Here is a 21,716-nt window from a genome sequence, read left to right as displayed (position 1 = left end):
CAGATGTGAGCAAATGTGTGCTGGTTTGCGTCGTCACGTTCGATGGGCGGATAATCGACTTCTCTTTTCTATCGTGGCGCCGCGCGCGCCTGAAATCGGGATGAGCGAAAACAAAACGTCCAACGACTCAGGCAACACCGCAAACAACCCAGGCAGCGCGACCGGTGCGACGCATGTTGCACAGGACGCCGCCAGCCGCGCGGCCGAAGCCCGGCGCGGCGGCGCGGATGCATCCGCGGCCGGCGGCTCGCGCGAAAGCGCATCGCCTGCGGCTTCGGCTTCGGCTTCGGCCAGCGCGACGCAGCGGGCATCGACGGATTCGCCTGTCAGCGCATCGACCGTCGAACCCGTCGAACCCGTCGATAGCGCCGCCGCGCGCCGCGAGGACGCGCGGCAATCGGCCCGCGAAGCCCGCGCCAATGCGGCAAGCGCGACGGCCGCGCAAGAGGCCGCCGTGCGCGCCAGGAACCCGGCGCGCGTCGAACCGGTTGACGCAAAAGCAAGCCTCGCGCACAACCTCGAAGCCGCCACGGAGGCCGAAGCCTCGGCGGCGGCGGAAGTGGAAACGCCAGTCAACGCCCAGGTTCTGCCGCCCGACTTCGGCGGCGCGCCGGATTTCAGCAAGCTCAATGCGCCGCAGCACGTGGCCGACGCGCCAACCGCGCCCCCCGCCTATCTCAAGACTTCCGATTCGGCGTGGTCCGTGTTCGGGCGCATCATCGCGGCGCGTGCGCGGCAAATCTTCGACCGGGCGGGGCAGCGCATCACGCAGCGCACGCTGCGCATCGGCGTGTCGGCGCGCATCTTTCATCCGGAGCCTGGCGCGCGCGGATTGCGCGGCAAGACGCTGCAGTATCTGGAAGAGTCGATCGCGCACTGGGTCATGTCGCGCGATGTGCTCGTGTTCATGATCCCGACGGTCGGTCATCAGGGGATGCTGCATCCGAGCAACATCCGTCTGCGCGATTACGCGAAGCATCTCGACGGCCTGCTGCTGCAGGGCGGCGCGGACGTGTCGCCGCAGTCCTACGAGGAGGCGACGACGCGCCCCGAATGGCCCGGCGACCGCGTGCGCGACATGTACGAGCTGGAACTGCTGCACGAGTTCGTCGAGTCGGGCAAGCCGGTGCTCGGCGTGTGCCGGGGCTGTCAGCTCATCAACGTGGCGTTCGGCGGCACGCTCTATGGCGATATCGCCACCGATGTGCCGACGGCGGCCCTGCACGTCAGCGAGCGTTACGACCAGCATCGCCATTCGATCCGCTTCCCCGACGGCTCCTCGCTCGTCAACATGTTCCCGCATCAGCGCGAGGCGGTCGTCAATTCGATTCACCATCAGGCGGTGAAGACGCTCGGGCGCGATCTGAACATCGAGGCGGTGTCGTCGTCGGACGGGATCATCGAGGCGGTGCGGTATCGCAAGGCGCCGTTCGTGGTCGGCGTGCAATGGCACCCGGAGTTTCATCGCGCGGGCGGCGAGGAATTGCTCGATTGCACGCCCTTGCTCGATACGTTCCTGCGCGTCGCGCGGGAGACGCGGTTCTAGCCGCGCTCAACCGATCACGTGCAAACGACAAGGCCCGCTTCTCAGCGGGCCTTGTGTTTTCTGCGGTCTACATCACGTGACGCTCAGCGCGATGGCACCACTGTCACCGACGTCAGTCCGGCTTCCGTTGCACGCTGAAGCTGATCGACCTGCTGCTGCAGCGCGCGCAGCTTGCGTTCCGCTTCGAGCTTGTCGCCTTGCAGCGAGGCGGACTCCGCCTGCAGCTTCTGTTGACGTTCCGAGACCTGGCTGTCCTGCTGCTGCGCGAGCGCGAGGTCGGCGGACAGACGGCTCGCCCGGTTCGACAACACCGCGATCACCCGCTCCAGCAGCGCGGTTTGCGCCTGCAGCCGCGTGCGGCGGATTTCACCGTCCGCGAGTTCGAAGGTCTTGCGGGCGAACTGCGAGTAGACCGATTCGGCGCGCGCTTCGTCCTGTGTCTTGACGACACGCCACAAGCGCGTCTCCTGCTGCAGCGCGACGTAGTAGAGCATCTCCTGCGGCAGGAAATAGAGCTTCGCGCCGTAGCTGGCGTTGCGAGTCGCGCGCAGTTCGGTCACGCGCCCGCCCTGGATCATGTCCTGCAGTTCCGCGAGATTGCCGGAGACGTTCCCGGCGCCATCGGCCTGCAGATTGGACAAGTCTTCCGGGGATGGCGCCACCGGTGCGGCCTGCTCGGTCTTCGCGGCGGGGGCGGCCAGAACATGCGTGAATGCAGTGACGAACGACAGCGCGACGGCGAGCGTCGCGATACGGAAAAGACGTGAGTGCTTCATGTTGGCGTCGTGCCGATAAGGTTCAGCGGGCGTCGAAGGTAAGCCACGGCGTTAGTTCGCGCGGGCATCCGCGTTTTGCCTGGAAGACGGAGCGTTGCTGTCGAGCGCCGGGTTGTGCTGGAGGATCGCGTACAGCGCTTCGACGTTCAGCGCGGCGGCTGGCTGCGCGACTCGTTGCGAATGAGCGCGCCGTCCCGACGCATGTTTGGAGGCCGCGTTGGCGATGACGGCGTAGTTCCCGCCGGCGGTGTTTCTGCGCGCGCCCCGGGCGACGGCTGCATGCGCGCGCTTACCCGGCTTGGATGCGGCGCCGCGTGCTTGCGCCTGCGCGGAAGGCATCGACGACGCTGCGCGAGCATCGCGAGAAGCGCTACCGCTGATGCGCGAGCTGGTGCTGGCGTGGATCGTCGTTGCGCGAAGGGGATGGTCGCGTGACTCACGCTGGCTCACGGTTTCGTCGGCCGTGCTTTCCGATAGCTGTACGACGCTTCCGGTGGTTGCACTGCCCTCGACCTGCGTGTGCACGATGGCGACGGCCCGGCTCGCTTCGCCCTGCGATGCCTGTGTGCGCGGGCTAGCGGCGGCGCTCGCCGACACGACCCATTGCGATACCGCCATCGGCTGCGGGGCACCGGCCCCATTGACTGCATCGGCTGTCGCGACGGTGGCGGGTTCATCGCCCGCTGAGTACTGCTCGAGACCGAACAACAGGCATACGATGAGCGCCGCGCAGGCAAGCGCAATAGCGCCCCTGACCGGCTTTCCGAGGGACGCGTAGCGGCGGGCCGCGGCTTCGGCGGCTGCGGCGGCTGCGCTGGTGGCTGCGCTGGCGGCGAGCGGAACCGGCGCCGGCTGCGGCGACTCGTGCGCGGCGGGCGTCGCGGCGGTCCCGGCCGCCTGCTTCAGCGGCGCCACCTTTTGCTGAATACGGCCCTCGGTGAGCACGCCCCAGGTGTTGGCAGCCCGATACGGCGCGTTGTTGTCGCGGAGGCTGGGGGCGTCGACGTAATCCGTATGAAGCAGGGCTGCCGCGATAGCGAATTCGCAATTCGAGTGAAGCGGGCGCGAGCGCCAGGGCGACCATTCGCGACCGAACATCCGTGCCGGACCCGCGAGTGCGCGAAGCGCCGGCAGACGCAGCTTGCCTTCGATATCGATCAGGGGTTCGGTCATGAGGATTCCAGATGCATGGGTCGAGGCGCGAGACCGGAGCCGCGCCCAAAGCCCCGTTGCGGATCGCAGCCCGCGGCTTACGCAAAATGCCCGGCGTGCCGGGGCGTCGCGCGCTAAGCCAAAGTTGAGCCGCGATGATACGGAACGCCCGAACGCACTGCGACCGGATTTTTCTGAAAGAAAGATTTTTATAGGATCACTGATTGACGAAACGCGAACGCTGTGGTGATCGCGGTATCTACGCCCCGCGCGGCACGCTTTCGGCCCGGCATATCCGATGCAATTAACATTTAGAAAGCCCTCGTACGCTAAACGACAGGCGGAAGTAGGCGAATCTTAATGTCGGTTGATCGAATTTAGCTGACGTTGCGTGCAAGGAGACGCCCCTAGGCGGTAAGATTTCTTAAGCGCGCGATAAAACGCGATGTAAAGGGGTAAACCCCCATAAAGCGGCGCCGGTTCCGTGCGTCCTTTTGGCTCGCACCGCAGCCGGCGCTATCAGCCCAGCTTCGAGAAAGTCCCATGTCCACGACCCACATAGCACCCGCCAACGAATCCAAGGCCAAGACGGTATTTCGCGTCGTCAGCGGAAATTTTCTTGAGATGTACGACTTCATGGTCTATGGCTATTACGCTTCGGCGATCGCCAAGACCTATTTCCCGAGCGGCAACGAGTTCGCCTCGCTGATGCTCGCGCTGTCCGTGTTCGGCGCGGGCTTTCTGATGCGGCCCGTCGGCGCAATCGTGCTCGGCGCATACATCGACCATCATGGCCGGCGCAAGGGCCTCATTCTCACGCTCGGGCTGATGGCGGTCGGCACTGCGCTCGTCGCGCTCGTGCCGGGGTACGCGAGCATCGGTGCGCTCGCGCCGATCATCGTGCTGTCGGGACGGCTGCTGCAAGGCTTCTCGGCCGGCGTGGAACTGGGCGGCGTGTCGGTGTACCTGTCGGAGATCGCGACGCGCGGCAACAAGGGCTTCTATTGCTCGTGGCAGTCGGGCAGCCAGCAGGTGGCCGTCGTGTTCGCGGCGCTCATCGGCGTGATGATGAATCGCCTGCTGCCGCCCGAGCAGATGACCGCCTGGGGCTGGCGCGTGCCGTTCCTGATCGGCTGCCTGATCGTGCCGTTCCTGTTCGTCGTCCGCCGCTCGCTGCGCGAAACGGACGAGTTCCTGGCAAGGAAGCATCGCCCGGCGATGGGGGAGATCGCGCGCTCGATCGCGCAAAACTGGGGCGTCGTGCTTGCCGGCATGGGCATGGTCATCATGACGACGGTCTCGTTCTACATGATCACCGCCTACACGCCGACCTTCGGCAAGGAAGTGCTGAAGCTGAGCGCAATCGACGCGCTCGTCGTCACCGTCTGCGTCGGCATCTCCAATCTGGTCTGGCTGCCGCTGATGGGCGCCGTGTCGGACCGCGTCGGGCGCCGTCCGGTGCTCCTGTTCTTCACGATCCTGACCATTCTCACGTCGTATCCGGCGGTGCAGTGGCTCGTGGCGGAGCCGTCGTTCGGGCGTCTGCTGATGGTCGAGCTCTGGCTCTCGTTCCTGTACGGCAGCTATAACGGCGCGATGGTCGTGGCGCTGACGGAAGTCATGCCGGTCGACGTCCGCACGACCGGTTTCTCGATGGCCTATAGCCTTGCGACGACCATCGGCGGCTTCACGCCCGCCATCTCCACCTTTCTGATTCACGAGACCGGCAACAAGGCTGCGCCGGGCCTGTGGATGGGACTCGCCGCGATCTGCGGATTGATTGCGACACTGGTGCTGTATCGTTCGCCGGAAGCGCGGAATCAGTACAAGACCGCCTGATCCGGATGCGGCTGCTGATATGCAAAGCCCCTCGCGCCGAATCCGCGCGAGGGGCTTTTTCGTATTCGGCGTTCAGTCGCGCAAGCCTGCAGCGACTTCGGCGACGACGCTGTCCCAGTCGCCCGGCGCGCGCTGCCGCACGAGTCGCGCGCTCGGATACCAGGCGGTTCTGTCGCCGTCGATGCCCCAGCGCCAGTCCGCCGCGAAGGGCAGCATCACCCAGACCCGTTTGTTGAGCGCACCGGCGAGATGCGCGACGGACGTATCGACGGATACGACCGCATCGAGCCGATCGACGATCGCGCCGGTATCCGCGAAGTTCTCGAGCCGCCCTTCGAGCCGATGAATGGCGTGCGCGCGCGGATGCGCGAGCAGCGCCGCGCGTTCCTCCTCGGTAACGAAGGGCTGCAGCACGATCCAGTCGATGCCCTCGATCACGAATAGCGGCGCGAGCGCGTGGAGCGGCGCGGAGCGCGTCTCGCCCGGCTGCAGCCGTCCTGACCATGTGATGCCGATCTTGCGCTTCTGCTGACCGCCGAGCGATCCGCGCCACTTCCGGCGATAGTCGGCCGGCACGACGATATACGGCGCGCGCGCGGGGATCGCCTCCAGCGATGTCATGCCGAGCGCAAGCGGCAGGCTCAACAGCGGGCAGAAGGCATCGGCGCTGGTCGCCGGTTCATCGGTACGGCTCAACAGTTCGATGCGAGCCGCGCGCGCCGCCGGCGCGAGCAGCGGCACGAGCGCCGGCTGCACTTCCAGCACGAGCTTGCCGACGCGCTTCGCCGCATAAGCCGCGAAGCGCATGAATTGCAGCGTATCGCCGAAACCTTGCTCCGCGCGCACGCGCAGCGTGCGGCCGGGCAGCGGCTCGCCCGTCCAGCGCGGCAGCGGCGGCGCGGGTTCGCTGCCGGGCGTCTGCAGACGCCACTCGTAGGCGGGCAGGCCGCGCTCGTAATCGCCCGTGGCGAGCAGCGCGAGACCGCGGTTCAGGTGCGCGGCCGGCATCCGCGGATCGAGGCGCAGGGCTTCATCGAATGCGCGGAGGGCGGCGGCGGGGGCGGAGAGCGCGAGGTGCGAATTGCCGAGACACAGCCACGCGATGCCGTACTTCGGATCGAGCCCGACCGCCCGTTCGTACGACAGCACCGCCTCTTCATGGCGATTCAGCCTCGCAAGCGCGTGACCGAGACCGAAGTGTCCCGGCGCGAAACGCGGCTGCAGGCTGATTACCTTCTGGAAGCGGGGCAGTGCTTCGTCGGAATGTGCGCGGGCATCGAGCAGATTGCCCAGATTGAAGTGCGCGGCGACGTAGTCCGGCTCGGCGTCGATGGCGGCGCGGAAATGCGCGATCGCGCCCACCGGATCGCCGAGCGCGTTGAGCGCCATGCCGAGATTGTTGTGCGCGCCCGCGTGACGCGGCCGCAGCGCGAGCGCGCGGCGAAAGGCGCGGGCGGCCTCATCGAAGCGGGAAAGCGCCGAGAGCGCGTTGCCGAAGTTGTTCCACGCGGCGGCATCGTTCGGCTGTGCGCGCAGGGCTTTTTCGAAGGCGTCGGCGGCGTCCTCGTGACGGCCTATGGCCGTGTAGGCGTTGCCGAGGTTGTACTGGGCGAGCGCGAAGCCGGGCGCGAGCGTGAGCGCGTTGCGAAAACGTTCGATTGCGTCGTCGATACGGCCGAGCGCCTTCAGCGCGTTGCCGAGGTTCAGTTGGAGGGCCGCGTCGGTGGGACGCAAGTCGACGGCGCGACCGACGAGCGCGGCCGCTTCCTCGTGCTGTCCCTGCTGATGGCGCAGCACGCCGAGATAATGCAGCGCTTCGACGTGGAAGGGTTCGGCGGCGAGCGCGGCCTGATAGTCGCGTTCCGCATCGGTCAGGCGGCCGTCACGATGGGCCGCGAAGCCGCGGGCAAATACGGTGTCCATGACGGAGGAGTGTCGCAAACCACGCATTTTCCCATATCGGGAAGCATCTCTTCCGAATCACGGGTTGACACGTTGTCCCGATGATACTTAACATGTGAACACCTATTCATATGTTGATGATATCCAGTGGCGTCCCTTCTTTCCGATTCCGCGACTTCCGATGATCGCGTGGTGCCGCTCGCGGACCTCTTCCGTTTGCTTGGCGACCCGACGCGGCTGCGCATCGTGCTGGCCTGTGTCGAGCGTCGGCGCGCGGTGGGGGCGATTGCGGAATCACTGGGTTTGTCGGCGTCGCTCGTGAGCCATCACTTGCGCCTGTTGCGCGCGGCGCGGATCGTACGGGCGGAGCGGCAGGGCAAGCAGGTCTTCTACGTCGCGGCGGACCGCCATATCAGTTCGATGCTGGGCGAGTTGCTGGAGCATGTAGCCGAGCCGCAGCCCGACTCCGCCGATATCGACTAACGACTGAAACAAGAGCAGGCAGATGAGCACGCATTCGCATCACGATCATTCCCACGCGCACGATCATGCCGATCACGCCGATCACGCCGGGCACGCCCATGACCATGGCGCCGGTGGGCATCACCATCATCATCATGCGCCGCAGGCGGGGCAGGGGCGCACGTTCGCGATTGCAGTCGGACTCAATGTACTGATCGTGATCGTGCAGGCCGTTTATGGCGTGATCGCGCATTCGACTGCCTTGCTCGCGGATGCAGGCCACAATCTTTCCGATGTCCTCGGTCTTCTGCTTGCGTGGGGCGCGGTGTGGCTCGGCGCGCGGCGGCCGAGTGCGCGTTATACGTTCGGGCTCGGGAGTTCGTCGATACTCGCGTCGCTTGCGAATGCTGCGCTGCTGCTTTTTGCGTGCGGTGCGATCGTGCTTGAAGCGGTGCAGCGTCTTTTGAATCCGGCGCCGGTTGCGGGGCTGGATGTGTTCATCGTTGCGATGCTGGGTCTCCTCGGCAATGGATTTTCGGCGTGGCTTTTCATGCGGGGAAGCAAGGAGGATCTCAACGTACGCGGTGCATTCCTTCACATGGCCGCCGATGCGGCGATTTCCGCGGCCGTCGCGGTGAGTGGGCTTGTCATTCTGTACACGGGATGGAACTGGATCGATCCGGCGATGAGCATCGTCGTGGTAGCCGTCATTCTTTACGGCACCTGGGGGCTGGGGCGCGATGCCATGCGGCTCGCGATGGCGGCCGTGCCGCCGGGGGTTGATACTGAGCGTATTCAGCGCTATTTAACTGCGTTGCCTGGAGTGCGCGGTGTGCATGATCTTCATGTCTGGGCGCTTTCTACTACTGAGAATGCTCTCACCGTGCATCTGGTTATGCCGCAAGGGCATCCGGGGGATGCGTTCCTGCAAAACGTCGTTGCCACGCTTCGGCGGGAATATGCTATGCATCATGCTACTTTGCAGGTGGATTTTGGGGATGCCTTCACTGGGTGTGTTTTGGATCGGAGGTGATTTTTTGCTTCGCTATTCGGTGAACTTGTATTCGCGTCGGTTTATTAGTGCACCCCGGGGAGGGGCACACTAATAGACCGACACGACAAGAAAACACCAAACAACCAAAGCCGCACTCATAAAAGCCAGCGTACACTAACCCCAACCGCAGGGTCGCGGAGGAACCCAGCATGTACGCCTACAAGCTGAACCCCAACGACAAACTCGACGTCGCCCAGGTGTTGATCGTGGGCGCCGGCCCGACAGGCCTGTCGGCAGCAATGAGCCTGACCCGCTCCCACATCCCCGTTCGCATCATCGACAAGGCGCGCCAGCCTTCGCCATACTCCCGCGCCATCGGCATCCAGGCCCGCACGCTCGAACTCTTCGAACAGCATCGCATCGTCGACCGGTTTCTCGAACTCGGGCACCGCGCCCGCGTCGCAAACCTGTACTCCAACGGCCAACGCCTCGCACGGCTCGACTTCGATCCGCTGCAAACACGCTATCCCTATCTGCTCTTCCTGCCGCAATCGGAGACCGAACGCCTGCTCGCCGAGCATCTGCACGAGGCAAGCGTGAACATCGAACGCGGCATCGAACTCGTCGACTTCACGCAAGGCTCCGCCGGCATACAGGCAACGCTGCGCCACCCCAACGGCCGCGAGGAGACGCTGCGGCCCTCGTACATGATCGCCGCCGACGGCGCACACAGCGCCGTGCGGCACAGGCTCGACATCGGCTTCGATGGCAAGACCTTCGACCAGACGTTCCTGCTCGCCGACCTGCAAGCCGATTCCGACTGGCCCGACGACGAATTCCACATCTTTGCATCCGGCGAAGGGCTCACCGCGCTCTTTCCGATGGGCAATGGCCGCGCCCGCCTCATCGCGGACCTGCCCGCCGCCGGCGTCGCAACCCGAGCCGATGAACTGAAGCCCGGCCCGTCACTCGACGAATGCCGGGCCCTCGTCGAGCGGCGTGTGCATCATCGGGTGATGCTGTCGGATCTCACGTGGTCATCGACGTTTCACGTCAACAGCCGCATGGTCGACCGCCTGCGCGTCGAACGCATCTTTCTCGCGGGCGATGCCGCGCATGTTCACAGCCCCGCCGGCGCGCAAGGCATGAACACCGGCATCCAGGAAGCGCTCAACCTGGGCTGGAAAATCGCACGCACGCTCGGCGGCGGCGCGTCGGAGCGTCTGCTCGATACCTATCACGCGGAGCGGCATCCGATCGAACGCGACGTTCTGCGCCAGACCAGCATCCTAACGCAGATGGCCGAAGCCGGACACGGCCCGATGAAGCTGATGCGCGATCACGTGATGCCCGCGCTCGCGGCCATCGGCCCGTTGCGCGACGCGATGCGGCGCACCGTCAGCGAGCTGTCGATCAACTATCGCAAGAGCCCGCTCACGCTGGAACGTCTGCTCGATGGCGGCCCGCGCGCCGGCGAACGCGCGCCGGATGCGCGCGTGCATGTCGTCGACGGACCGCTCGGCCGGCTGCCCGGCGTCGGCTGCCTCTACGACCTGCACGATCCCGGCTGCTTCTCGCTGTTCCTGCTCGTGAATCCGACCGGTGAAGACGACATCGCGCTCGCGCCTGCCACCATCACCGTGGCCCACGCCGTGCGCGATCCCGATCTCGACGGCCTGGTGCAGTCGATCGAAGCCATCCTGCCGAACGCAGTACGCATCTGGCGCATCACCGATACGAGCGGCGACGACGCACATTCGCTCACCGACAACTACGGCCGCACGCGTCCCGCGTTCTATCTCGTGCGTCCGGACGGCTATGTCGCCGCACGCGGGCGCGCGCCATCGGATGTGCAGGCGCTGCTGCGTCACTGCGAAACATGGTTCGGCCAGGAGCGCCCGAGCCCTCCGCAACGCAGCGTGGGCGAGTACCCCGAAGACTGAAGCGACTGAGGCGACTGAGGCGTCTCGCTCAGGCCGTGGCTACCTTCGGTTGCAGATCGGCTCTATGCAGGGTCAGCGCCTCGCGCAGGATCGGCTCCATCGTTGCGCTTGCGCGTTCGTCATCGAGCGCCGCCAGAATGGCGAGCCGCATGCGCGGCTCCCAGAAGCGGCGGATGTGATCGGCGACGCTATCGACGGCTTCCGGGCGATCCGGCATCGAATCGAAAAACTGTCCGATGCGGTTCGCCATCTCGATCAGGTTATCGACGTCCATAGGTCACTTCCCCGAAGTAGTCGCGACGTCGCGCATGTTGAGCAGTTCGAGCTGCTGCGTGTTGAAGCGCGAGTAGTCCTTCTGCCATTGCGACGGCTGTTCCACCGGCATGACCTGCACCGCCGTGACCTTGTACTCGGGGCAATTGGTGGCCCAGTCCGACGAGTCCGTCGTGATGACGTTCGCCCCCGACTCCGGGAAATGGAACGTCGTATAAACGACGCCCGGCTGCATGCGCTCGGTGATCTTCGCGCGCAACACGGTCTGCCCCGCACGCGATTCGATGCCGACCCAGTCGCCCGTCCGGATGCCGCGCTCTTCCGCGTCGTGCGGATGAATCTCCAGCCGGTCCTCTTCGTGCCAGCGCGAGTTCTCCGTGCGGCGAGTCTGCGCGCCGACGTTGTATTGCGACAGGATGCGCCCCGTCGTCAGCAGGAGCGGATACTTGCGCGTGACCTTTTCCGGCGTCGCGACGAACTTCGTGATGACGAAGCGTCCCTTGCCGCGCACGAATTCGTCGATGTGCATCGTCGGCGTGCCGTCGGGCGCTTTCTCGTTGCACGGCCACTGGATGCTGCCGAGCTCGTCGAGCTTCTCGAACGAGACGCCGTGGAAAGTCGGCGTGAGACGCGCGATCTCGTCCATGATCTCCGACGGATGCGCGTAGTTCATCTCGTAGCCGAGCGCGCGCGAGAGCCTGATCGTCACTTCCCAATCGGCGTAGCCCGCAAGCGGCGGCATGACCTTGCGCACGCGCGAGATGCGGCGCTCGGCGTTCGTGAACGTGCCGTCCTTCTCGAGGAACGTCGAACCGGGCAACAGAACGTGCGCGTACTTCGCCGTCTCGTTGAGGAAGATGTCCTGCACGACGATGCATTCCATCGCCGACAGCGCGCCCGCCACATGCTGCGTGTTCGGGTCCGACTGAACGATGTCCTCGCCCTGGCAATAAAGGCCCATGAAGGTGCCGTGCGTGGCGGCATCGAACATGTTGGGGATGCGCAGGCCCGGCTCCGGCTGCAGCTTCACGTCCCATGCTTCTTCGAAGAGGGCGCGCGTCGCGGCATCGCCGATATGACGATACCCCGGCAACTCATGCGGGAACGAGCCCATGTCGCACGAGCCCTGCACGTTGTTCTGGCCGCGCAGCGGATTCACGCCGACGCCTTCGCGGCCGACGTTGGCCGTCGCCATCGCGAGGTTCGCGATGCCCATCACCATCGTCGAGCCTTGCGCGTGTTCGGTGACGCCGAGGCCGTAATAGATCGCGGAGTTGCCGCCCTTCGCATAGATGCGCGCGGCCTCGCGGACCTTTTGCGCGGGCACGCCGGTGACCGCTTCCATCGCTTCGGGCGAGTTGTCCGCTTGCGAGACGAAATCGCGCCATTGCTGGAACGCGCGCGGCTCGCACCGGTCGGCGACGAACTGCTCGTCGACGAGTCCCTCGGTCACGATCACATGCGCGAGCGCATTGACCATCGCGACGTTCGTTCCCGGCCGCAGCGCGAGATGATGCGATGCCTTCACGTGCGGGGTATCGACGATATCGATGCGGCGCGGATCGATCACGATCAGCGTCGCGCCTTCGCGCACGCGGCGCTTCAGGCGCGATGCGAAGACCGGATGGCCGTCGGTCGGATTCGCGCCGATCACGACGATGACATCCGCCTTCTCGACCGACGCGAACGTCTGCGTGCCCGCCGATTCGCCGAGCGTGGCCTTGAGGCCGTAGCCGGTCGGCGAATGGCAGACGCGCGCGCACGTGTCCACGTTGTTGTTGCCGAACGCGGCGCGCACGAGCTTCTGCACGAGATACGTTTCCTCGTTCGTGCAGCGCGACGAGGTGATGCCGCCGATCGAATCGCGTCCGTACTTGTCCTGGATGCGGCGGAATTCGCTCGCCGCATAGTCGATGGCTTCATCCCATGACACTTCGCGCCACGGATCGGTGATCTTCGCGCGGATCATCGGCTTCGTGATGCGGTCCTTGTGCGTCGCATAACCCCACGCGAAGCGGCCCTTCACGCAGGCGTGTCCTTCGTTCGCCTGACCGTTCTTGTTCGGCACCATGCGCACGACGGTGTTGCCCTTCATCTCCGCTTTCAGCGAGCAGCCAACGCCGCAGTACGCGCACGTCGTCACGACCGAATGCTCCGGCTGGCCGAGCATGATGACGCTCTTTTCCTGCAGCGTCGCGGTCGGGCAGGCGGCCACGCACGCGCCGCACGATACGCATTCCGATTCCATGAACGGCACGCTTTCGCTCGCGGCCACACGCGACTCGAAGCCGCGCCCGGTGATGGTCAGCGCGAACGTGCCCTGCGTTTCCTCGCACGCGCGCACGCAGCGATTGCAGACGATGCACTTCGACGGGTCGTAAGTGAAGTACGGATTCGACTCGTCCTTCTTGTCCTTGAGATGGTTCGCGCCTTCATAACCGTAACGCACTTCACGCAGGCCGACGACGCCCGCCATGTCCTGCAGTTCGCAGTCGCCGTTGGCGGGGCAGGTGAGGCAGTCGAGCGGGTGATCGGAGATATAAAGCTCCATCACGTTGCGGCGTAGCGATTGCAGCTTGTCGGTTTGCGTGCGGACCTTCATGCCCGCCTCGACGGGCGTCGTGCACGATGCCGGATAGCCGCGCTTGCCCTCGATCTCGACGAGGCACAGACGGCACGAGCCCCACGGCTCGAGCGAATCGGTGGCGCAGAGTTTCGGCACGTTGACGCCGGCCTCGATCGCCGCGCGCATCACGGAGGTGCCCGCCGGCACCGTCACGCTCTGGCCGTCGATTTCGACCGTCACGTCGATATCCGCGTGACGCAGGGGCGTACCGTAGTCGGTATCGTCGAAGGGATCGCGGCGCTGCACGGAAGCCGCGCTCTTGCACGCGCAATTGCCGGAGCCGCAGCCGTTGATGGTGTTGGACATAGCGTTATCCTCAGGCAGCTTTTTGCGCCGGCGTACGCGGCAGGCCAAAGTCTTCGGGGAAATGATCGAGCGCGGAGAGCACCGGGAACGGCGTCATGCCGCCCATCGCGCAGAGGGAGCCTGCGACCATCGTGTCGCACAGTTCGCGCAGCAGCGTGATCTGCTTCACCGACGTATCGCCCTCGCGAATCTTCGCGATGACTTCTTCGCCGCGCGTGGAACCGATGCGGCAGGGCGTGCACTTGCCGCACGATTCGATCGCGCAGAAGTGCATCGCGTATTGCGCGAGATCGGCGAGATTCGACGTGTCGTCGTGAATTACGAGACCGCCGTGGCCGACCACCGCGCCGACCTTCGCATAGGCTTCGTAGTCGAGCGGAATGTCCCACTGGCTTTCGGGCAGATATGTGCCGAGCGGCCCGCCGACCTGCACCGCGCGCGCGGGACGGCCGCTCGCCGTGCCGCCGCCGTAGTCATGGATGAGTTCGCGCAAGCTGACGCCGAACGCGAGCTCGACGAGCCCGCCTTGCTTCACGTTGCCCGCGAGCTGGAAAGGCAGCGTGCCGCGCGAGCGGCCCATGCCGTAATCGCGATAGAAGGCCGCGCCCTTCGCGAAGATGACCGGCACCGTTGCGAGCGTGATGACGTTGTTGATGACCGTCGGCTTTCCATACAGGCCGACGAGCGCGGGCACCGGCGGCTTCGCGCGCACGATGCCGCGCTTGCCCTCGAGCGATTCGAGCAGCGCCGTTTCCTCGCCGCATACGTACGAGCCCGCGCCCTTCGCCACGTACAGATCGAACGCGTGCGACGTGCCGAGCACGCTCGCGCCGAGCCATCCGGCATCGCGCGCGCGGTCGATCGCGCGATTGAGCGTCGCGATCGAATGCGGATACTCGCTGCGCACGTAGATATAGCCCTTGGTCGCGCCGGTCGCCACGCCCGCGATGATCATGCCTTCGATGAGCATGTACGGATCGCTTTCCATCACGAGGCGGTCGGAGAACGTGCCGGAGTCGCCTTCGTCCGCGTTGCAGACGATGTACTTCTGATCGGCCAGCGCCGCGCGCACGGTCTTCCACTTGATGCCCGCCGGAAACGCCGCGCCGCCGCGCCCGCGCAAGCCGGAGTCCATGAGCGCTTCGCAGACGGCGTCGCCGTTCATGTCGAGCACGTTGCGCAGGCCTTGCAGACCGCCGAGCGCGGTGTAGTCGTCGATCGAAAGCGGGTCCGTGATGCCGATGCGCGCGAACGTCAGGCGCTGCTGGTTCTTCAGATACGGAATCTCGTCAACGATGCCGACGTTCTTCGCGTGCGCCTTGCCTTCGTGAAAGCCGGCATCGAAGAGGGCGGCGATTTCGTCTTCCTCGACGTTCGCGTAACCGATGCGTCCCTGCTCCGTTTCCACTTCGACGAGCGGTTCGAGATAGAGCAGCCCGCGCGATCCGTTGCGCACCAGTTGCACGTCGATGCCGCGCGTTTGCGCTTCTCCTGCGATGGCCTGCGCGATGCGATCGGCGCCGAGCGCGAGCGCGGACGAATCGCAGGGGACATAGATGCGCGTCATGCCGTCACCTCGCTTTTCTCTTTGGCCGCGGCGAACAGGCGGTCGAACTTCTGCGGCGTCACCTTGGCGTGAATCTCGCCATTGATGGTCATCGATGGCGACAGCGCGCACTGGCCGAGGCAATAGACCGATTCGAGTTCGGTGTCTTCGGCGTGGCCGCTATCGAAGCGGCACCCCGTATGGCCTTCGATGTGATCCTTCAGCGCCTCGGTGCCCATGCTGCGGCATGCCTCCGCGCGGCACAGCTGCACGGTGACGCGTGCAGGCGGTTCGGAGCGAAAGTGATGATAGTAGGTGATCGTGCCGTGCACTTCCGCGCGCGACAGCGACAAGGCCCGCGCGAGCGGCTCGACGGTTTCGGGCGGCACGAAGCCCGTTTCGTCCTGGATGGCGTGCAGGATGATCATCAGGGTCGCGCCTTGCACGGCATGGCGACGCACGAGTTCCTCTGCGGCGACGGCGGATAGCGGTTGTCTCATGGGGCTCCTCCACGCTCGGCATATGTTTTATCGATGCATATTTCAATCATATAATCAGGGGTGCCGAGCCTGTGAAAGAACAATAGGCGTCGTGATATATCTTGGCAATAGGAAGGGGCAGTGCATATGGTCGACATCGAATGCCGCGCCGAACTCATCCTGCGGGACGTCGATGGCCGGGAAACCAGTCTCAGCGCGGTTGTGCCGCTTTTGCAGCTCGTCGCGCAGACGGGCAGCATCGCCAACGCGGCGAGCGCTAGGGGTTTGTCCTATCGTCATGCGTGGGGTCTTTTGCGCGAAATCGAGGCGCGTCTGGGCGGCGCGCTCATTACGAAGTCGCGCGGACGCGGGTCGGTGCTGTCGGAACTGGGCGAATCGGTCCTGCGCGCGCAGCGCATGTGCGGCGACCGGCTCGAAGCGCCGTTGCAGGCCGTCGCCAACGATGTCGCCAACGAACTGAACCGGCGGCTCGCGGGCGAAGTATCGGAAGTGCGGATTCATGCGTCGCATGGCTATGCGGTCGCGACGCTGGTGCGCGCGCTCGGCGAGCGGCGCGTGCCGGTGGACATCAAGTACCGCGAAAGCGCGGAAGCGGTCCGGGCGCTCGCGCGCAGCGAGTGCGAGCTGGCCGGCTTTCATCTGCCGATCGGCGAATTCCGCTCGATCTGCGCCGATATTTACCGGCCGTATCTGGACAGCAAGAAGCATCAATTGATTCGGCTCACGCGGCGCACGCAGGGCCTCTTTCTCGCGAAGGGCAATCCGAAGGGCGTGGCCGGCCTGCGCGATCTCGCGCGCGACGACGTGCGCTTCGTGAACCGCCAGCCGGGCTCCGGCACGCGCATGCTGCTCGATCTGGCGCTGCGTGGAGTCGGCGTCGATCCGGACCAGATCAACGGTTACGCATCGACGGAGCTCACGCATTCGGCGATCGCCGCATTCGTCGCGAGCGGCATGGCGGATCTCGGCTTCGGCGTGCAGCCGGCGGCGCAGCACTTCGGGCTCGATTTCATCCCGATCATCGACGAGGATTACTTCTTCGCGTGCGAGCGCGCGCGGCTCGATGAGGCGCGGCTCTCGACCGTGCTCGGCGTGCTGCGCAGCGAGGCGTTCAACCGCAGCGTCGCGCATCTCGAAGGCTACGATCCCGAGCGATGCGGCACGCTCGTCGATATCGACGAGGGCTTGCGCGGCTGAGGCCGAAACGAACCGTAAGAGGAACACGGACGGCGAAGCGGGCCTGCGGCGGCGAATTGGGTTAACCTAACGGTTTGCTGTCGGGTTCCACCTTGTTCAGACGCGCGTTGCCGCGCGAATACCGCCATGAAATTCTCGTTGCTCGCTTCACTGTCGGCGTCGCTCGTCGCCGGCGCAATCTATCTCGCGCCTGTCGCTTTTGCGCAGAATTCGCCGGGTCTTCCCGGCGGCGTGCTGCAAGACCAGTTCCGCATCAACGAGCATCCGCAGATGCCGTTCGCCGCGTCCGCGCCGTCGGACAAATATCAGCAGGGCACGTCCGCGATGCGCCGCCGCGCCGATAACGGCGACCCCAACGGCTGCAATCTGAAGTGCCCGAAAGACGGCACCAACTGAAGCCCGAACCAGAGCCTGAATGAATCGCGGCGCGTGCAATGCGCGCCGTCGCCGGCTTAGATTTCTTCCTCACGCTTTCTTCCGCTCTCTCCCTTTCCGTATGGCCGTCCGCACGCAGCGTGTGCGCGTCGCCTCATTGCGCGCGCAATGGTTCAGTCGCGGACCGAAAAGCACTACGTGATGGCGGGTGCGGGGCACGGCCCGGGAAGTACCTTAAACCGGGCGTGTCACCGAGGCTTTTTCCGGTGCGCGCGGTCGTTCATTTCAAAGTCGAAAAATCACAAAGACACGAGTGCGCTGGCTGCCCGAAAGACGCGGATATCGCGCGCGGGCGAGGCACGGGGACGCGATGCCTTGGGCAGGCCGCGCGGCTTCGAGCGCACTTCGGACCATCCGAGGGACTGCACACCATGCGAATTCTGCAGGTCATACTGGCGCCCCGCCTGTCGGGGGCGGAGGTTCTTGCAAAGGGCGTCGCGATCGGGCATCAGCGCGACGGACACGATGTCTCCATCGCCTCGCTGATGCCGGAGCACGACGACTTCGCGCACATCAGCGCGGAGCTTCGCGCGCACGGCGTGTCGTGCATCTTCCCGGACAAGACGCCGGGGAAGCTCGGCCGCCTGCTGTTTCTTCATCGCGCGATCCGCACGTTTCGACCCGACATCATCTTCGCGCACGCGACGATTCCCGCGCTTTACGTGCGCGCCTTGCCGACGCGCGTGCCGATCGTCTGGGTCATGCACTCCGGCGCGAACGACTTTGCCAACGCCGCGCTGATGCGTGCGGAACGGCTGCTGTCGAATCGCGCGAAGGCGGTGATCGGCGTGTCGCAGAAGAATATCGACGAATACGTGAAGGAGATCGGGCTGCATCCGTCGATGATCGTCGTGCCCAACGGCGTCGACGTATCCCGCTTCGCCGACGATGCCGGCCCGCGCGTGCCCGTCGCGTACAAGCAGATCGTGCAGGTGGGCCGGTACATTCCCGAGAAGAACCAGTTGCAGACGGTCGAAGCGTTTGCCCGCGTCGCGCGCGCCGATCCGGATGCGCGGCTTTTGCTGTGCGGCGTGATCGAAAACCTCGAGTATCACGCGGCCGTCGTTGAACGGGTCGCGCAACTGGGGCTGAAGGACCGCGTGAGCATCGACGGGCCGCAGACGAACGTCGCGCAGATCCTGCGTGCATCGGCTGTGTTCGCGATGCCTTCGAGCTTCGAGGCGCACAGCATCGGCTTTCTCGAAGCGCTCGCGTCGGGGATTCCGGTGGTGGGCAACGAAATCGCGTCGTTCGCGTTCGCGGGCGGCTTCCCCGGCGTGCAATTGCTCGATACGGGCGATGCGGATTCATACGGCCGCGCGCTGCTTCATGCGCTGACGCAGCCACGCGCCAAGCGCCCGCTGCATGGACTGACGTTGCAGAGCACGGCCGATCGCTATCTCGCGATTGCGCGCGATGTGCTGAACATGCGGGTCGGACTGAGCTGAGCAGCGCAAGACGAAGTACCGAAACGCCGCCCTGACCGGGCGGCGTTTTCTTTTAGCGGCGCCAGTAAGCGAGCGTCTTCGTCCAGAGCGATTCCGAGAACAAGCCCGGCAGATCGCCCCAGATTTGCACCGGCCCGAGATGAAAGGACGTGTCGATGTCGTAGCCCGACAGGCTCGGCGCGCCGCCCGTGTAATAGAACTCCTTGAGCAGCGCGTTCGCGCGCCGGAACAGCATCAGCGTGGCGTGATTGTCGTGCTCGTTGCGGCGGATCAGCGCGGGCATCGAATCGGCGTAGGAGGTGTCGCGCAGCGTCGCCGTCTTTTGCGCTGGCCCGAACGAGCGGCCGCCCTTGATCGTGAAGACGCGCGTGCCGGACGCATCGCCGCGCGGTTCGAGCACGGCGAGATCGTCGATGCCGTCGCCGTCGATATCGCCCGCCGCGACCTTCACCGATGCCGCCCGGAACTGCGGATACACGTTCGTGCGATAGCTCGCGGCGAACGCGCTTCCGGTGCTCGCAAGCTGCGAGAGCGCGAGCGCGCCGTTGACGTTTTCCATCGCGATGAGGCCCGCTTTCGGCGAGCCGGCCACGCGCGCCGGGAGGAAGCGCGCGCCAGCGTTCAGCTCGCGCGCTTCGAGCCACAGCGCCGGGTCGTTGCCCGGACGACCGGCTGCATCGAGCATCCACAAATCGAGGCCCGTGTCCTTGCGCTTCTGCGCGATGACGACATCGGCGCGGCCGTCGCCGTTGAAATCGCCCGCGATGTATTGCTGCGCGGTATCCGGCGTCCATGCGGCGCTCGTCTGCCGCCACAGGCGCGGCGTTTCGAAATGAGTGCCCGCGCTTCGCAGCAGCCAGAACGCGGTGCCGCCGTTGCGGGGCGTGACGGCCATCAGATCGGCGCGGCCGTCGCCGTCGAAATCGGCGAGCAGGAAGCGGGCGCTGTCGAAGCACAGGGTATCGGCCTGACAGGTGGGCGCGGTCGCTTTGGGATCGAACGGCACCGCGTTCAAGTACCAGGGCGCGGCCTGATCGATGCGCGACATCTCCGCCACCCAGACGTTGAAGCCGGGGCCGTCCTTGCGGCGCTGGATGTAGACCGTGCTATCGCGGCCCGCGCCCCGCACGTCGCCATAGAGCGCGCCTTCGAGACGCGTATCGGTCCACACGGTCTGCGGCGAGGGCGACCAGCGATATTCGGCGGTCAGCAATGAGCATCGGCCTGCGGTGACGGCGCCGTTCTTTTCGCCGAGGCAATGGTTGAGCGGCGTGTAGACAAAGCCGAAGTCCCACGGCGTCCATCGTTGCGATGCGTTTCTTGTGTCGCACGCTTCTTCGACGAGGCCCGAATCGCGCTCCGCGATGCACGCCCGCGTCGATGCGTTGACGAGCAGCGCATCGTTCTTTTCGCCGGGCGTCGCGGGCAACTGCTTCCAGAACCAGTTCTGCGATGCATCGCCCGAACATGCGCCGAGGCGCGGTGCATTGCCCGAGCCGCCGGACGCGAGGCATCGGCTGGAGTATTCGTTGACGAGCTGGAACGGGCGCAACTGGAAGTCGGGGCCTGCGTCGTTGGTGCGGGCGGCGCTCCAGTAGCGGCGCGCGACCCAGTTGCCGTCCCACATGTATTCGCCGAAGACGTGGCCGGCGTCGTCGCCGTCGACGGCGAAGTAGCTGCCGACGACATCGCGCTTGCGCAGCGTCTCGGCGGCGTCGAGGTTCTTCGGCAAGCCGCCGGTCGGGTAGGTCACGTGGTAGCCGATCGGCAGGCTGCGCCTGAGGCCCTGGGCCGCCACCCGCGTCATGCGCGCGGCGTAGATGTGATCCGGATGCTCCATGAACGCGACGGTGTCGGGATTCAGCGTGTAGATCTCGGTGGCGTCGGCGAGGATCGCGCGCAGGGTCGCGGTCAGCGAAGCGCGGTCGTAGGTCGTCGGCGCGCTGCCGTCCGCGTTCATCGGATAGGTGGTGAGCGTCTGGCCGCGATCCCACAACAGGCCGAGCGGAACCTTGCCGCCGCGCACGCCGCCGCCGGGCAGACGCAATTCGAGCAGCCGGACGCGTGGTTGCTGCGCCAGCACCAGTTCATGCACGGGCTTGCCGGCGAACGTGACCGTCGACTCCCGCCATTCGTCGGGGACGCCGGCCATGCGTGCATAGGCTAGCTTGGTGCCTTTTTCGCGGAGGAGCACGTAGTCGAACTTTGCACCGTTCGCGCCGCCCACGATGTGGACCGTCGTGATGCACCAGCCGGCGTCGAGCTTGTCGCTGATGCCTGGGTTGACGAAGAGGAGGTCGTCGTCGAGATGCGCGACCACGGTGATGAGCGTGCCGGCGTGGCAGTCCGGCGATGCGTTTGCGGCGTAGACCGGCTTCGGCGCGAAGAGCGTGATGAAGGCGCAAATCAACGACAGGCACGCCATTTCCTGCCAGGTGGTCCTTCTGCCTCTGCGCATGCTTTCCCCGTGTTTGCGCGACCGCGCGATCTTGTTCGAACGATAAAGCAGAAGATTGCCGCGCGCGGGTCGATCGGGTCGGTGCCCGAGCGAACATGGTTGACGGATGCGCAGGCGGCGTGATCCGTCGGCCGTGCAGCAGATGAGAAATGCGCGCGCAACGTCGGAGCGCGGGGGATTCTCAATGCGTTGGAAAGCAGTGATGAAGCGATTGCGGTAGCTTTGACCGGTATCGAACGTCGGAATCCTGAGTCCCAGCGTTATTAGGAGCGGTCCGATTCGATTGGTGCGGCGACGCCTCTATTCTCTCGGC

Annotated in this window: 16 protein-coding genes; 8 read left to right on the top strand and 8 right to left on the bottom strand. The window is 65.4% G+C overall.

All coding sequences use genetic code 11. The features are described from left to right. Nucleotides 1-100 precede the first annotated feature (100 nt). Entirely contained in the window at nt 101-1,546 is a 1,446-nt protein-coding gene (locus P9255_RS15480; RefSeq protein WP_309764290.1) for a type 1 glutamine amidotransferase, read from the top strand. Nucleotides 1,547-1,629: 83 nt separating this feature from the next. Here the strand turns inward: P9255_RS15480 and P9255_RS15475 are convergent, their stop codons facing one another. Further along, nucleotides 1,630-2,322, bottom strand: coding sequence for a DUF2968 domain-containing protein (locus P9255_RS15475; protein ID WP_309764291.1), 693 nt, complete (start codon nt 2,320-2,322; stop codon nt 1,630-1,632). Between the two features lie 51 nt (nt 2,323-2,373). After that, on the bottom strand, nt 2,374-3,495 hold the full coding sequence (locus P9255_RS15470) for a hypothetical protein (protein WP_309764292.1): 1,122 nt from the start codon (nt 3,493-3,495) through the stop codon (nt 2,374-2,376). A 522-nt stretch (nt 3,496-4,017) separates the two neighbouring features. Here P9255_RS15470 and P9255_RS15465 point away from each other — a divergent pair. Beyond that, nucleotides 4,018-5,313 carry an MFS transporter gene (locus P9255_RS15465; RefSeq protein ID WP_309764293.1) on the top strand — a complete coding sequence of 432 codons (1,296 nt, stop codon included), beginning with the start codon at nt 4,018-4,020 and terminating at the stop codon, nt 5,311-5,313. Nucleotides 5,314-5,385: 72 nt separating this feature from the next. On the opposite strand, the gene P9255_RS15460 is transcribed toward P9255_RS15465, so the two are convergent. Then, nucleotides 5,386-7,236 (bottom strand): tetratricopeptide repeat protein, encoded by a 1,851-nt coding sequence (locus P9255_RS15460; RefSeq protein ID WP_309789991.1) that lies wholly within the window; start codon nt 7,234-7,236, stop codon nt 5,386-5,388. Between the two features lie 126 nt (nt 7,237-7,362). Here P9255_RS15460 and P9255_RS15455 point away from each other — a divergent pair, with 126 nt between their 5' ends. The 3 genes from P9255_RS15455 to P9255_RS15445 all read left to right on the top strand — a co-directional run bounded on the left by P9255_RS15455 (nt 7,363) and on the right by P9255_RS15445 (nt 10,614). Beyond that, complete coding sequence (locus P9255_RS15455; RefSeq protein ID WP_309789990.1) at nt 7,363-7,698, top strand: metalloregulator ArsR/SmtB family transcription factor; 336 nt, start codon at nt 7,363-7,365, stop codon at nt 7,696-7,698. A gap of 22 nt (nt 7,699-7,720) precedes the next feature. Continuing rightward, entirely contained in the window at nt 7,721-8,710 is a 990-nt protein-coding gene (locus P9255_RS15450; RefSeq protein ID WP_309764296.1) for a cation diffusion facilitator family transporter, read from the top strand. 170 nt (nt 8,711-8,880) lie between these two features. After that, nucleotides 8,881-10,614, top strand: coding sequence for an FAD-dependent monooxygenase (locus P9255_RS15445; RefSeq protein ID WP_309789989.1), 1,734 nt, complete (start codon nt 8,881-8,883; stop codon nt 10,612-10,614). Nucleotides 10,615-10,642: 28 nt separating this feature from the next. Here P9255_RS15445 and P9255_RS15440 read toward each other — a convergent pair whose 3' ends face one another. From P9255_RS15440 to P9255_RS15425, 4 genes are read right to left on the bottom strand one after another with little or no spacing between them, the layout of a single operon-like run. Further along, nucleotides 10,643-10,888 carry a formate dehydrogenase subunit delta gene (locus tag P9255_RS15440; protein ID WP_309764298.1) on the bottom strand — a complete coding sequence of 82 codons (246 nt, stop codon included), beginning with the start codon at nt 10,886-10,888 and terminating at the stop codon, nt 10,643-10,645. A gap of 3 nt (nt 10,889-10,891) precedes the next feature. Further along, complete coding sequence (fdhF, locus tag P9255_RS15435) at nt 10,892-13,819, bottom strand: formate dehydrogenase subunit alpha (RefSeq protein WP_309789988.1); 2,928 nt, start codon at nt 13,817-13,819, stop codon at nt 10,892-10,894. A 10-nt stretch (nt 13,820-13,829) separates the two neighbouring features. Then, nucleotides 13,830-15,386, bottom strand: coding sequence for an NADH-ubiquinone oxidoreductase-F iron-sulfur binding region domain-containing protein (locus tag P9255_RS15430; RefSeq protein ID WP_309789987.1), 1,557 nt, complete (start codon nt 15,384-15,386; stop codon nt 13,830-13,832). Next, the gene (locus P9255_RS15425) at nt 15,383-15,865 is read right to left on the bottom strand and encodes an NAD(P)H-dependent oxidoreductase subunit E (protein WP_309764301.1); all 483 of its coding nucleotides are present in this window, start codon (nt 15,863-15,865) and stop codon (nt 15,383-15,385) included. The genes P9255_RS15430 and P9255_RS15425 overlap by 4 nt, the downstream gene beginning before the upstream one ends. A gap of 126 nt (nt 15,866-15,991) precedes the next feature. Here P9255_RS15425 and P9255_RS15420 point away from each other — a divergent pair, with 126 nt between their 5' ends. The 3 genes from P9255_RS15420 to P9255_RS15410 all read left to right on the top strand — a co-directional run bounded on the left by P9255_RS15420 (nt 15,992) and on the right by P9255_RS15410 (nt 18,945). Next, nucleotides 15,992-17,062: a substrate-binding domain-containing protein gene (locus tag P9255_RS15420; protein ID WP_309765419.1), complete on the top strand. Its 1,071-nt coding sequence runs from the start codon at nt 15,992-15,994 to the stop codon at nt 17,060-17,062. A 126-nt stretch (nt 17,063-17,188) separates the two neighbouring features. After that, nucleotides 17,189-17,458 carry a hypothetical protein gene (locus P9255_RS15415; protein WP_309764302.1) on the top strand — a complete coding sequence of 90 codons (270 nt, stop codon included), beginning with the start codon at nt 17,189-17,191 and terminating at the stop codon, nt 17,456-17,458. 410 nt (nt 17,459-17,868) lie between these two features. Beyond that, entirely contained in the window at nt 17,869-18,945 is a 1,077-nt protein-coding gene (locus P9255_RS15410) for a glycosyltransferase family 4 protein (RefSeq protein WP_309764303.1), read from the top strand. A gap of 52 nt (nt 18,946-18,997) precedes the next feature. On the opposite strand, the gene P9255_RS15405 is transcribed toward P9255_RS15410, so the two are convergent. Next, nucleotides 18,998-21,403, bottom strand: a complete 2,406-nt coding sequence (locus P9255_RS15405; protein ID WP_309764304.1) for an FG-GAP-like repeat-containing protein — start codon at nt 21,401-21,403, stop codon at nt 18,998-19,000. Nucleotides 21,404-21,716: the final 313 nt, after the last annotated feature.

The sequence above is a fragment of the Caballeronia sp. LZ019 genome (assembly GCF_031450825.1).
GTDB lineage: Bacteria > Pseudomonadota > Gammaproteobacteria > Burkholderiales > Burkholderiaceae > Caballeronia.
The sequence above is the reverse complement of the archived record's forward strand: the minus strand, read 5'-3'. Positions and strand labels throughout refer to the sequence as shown.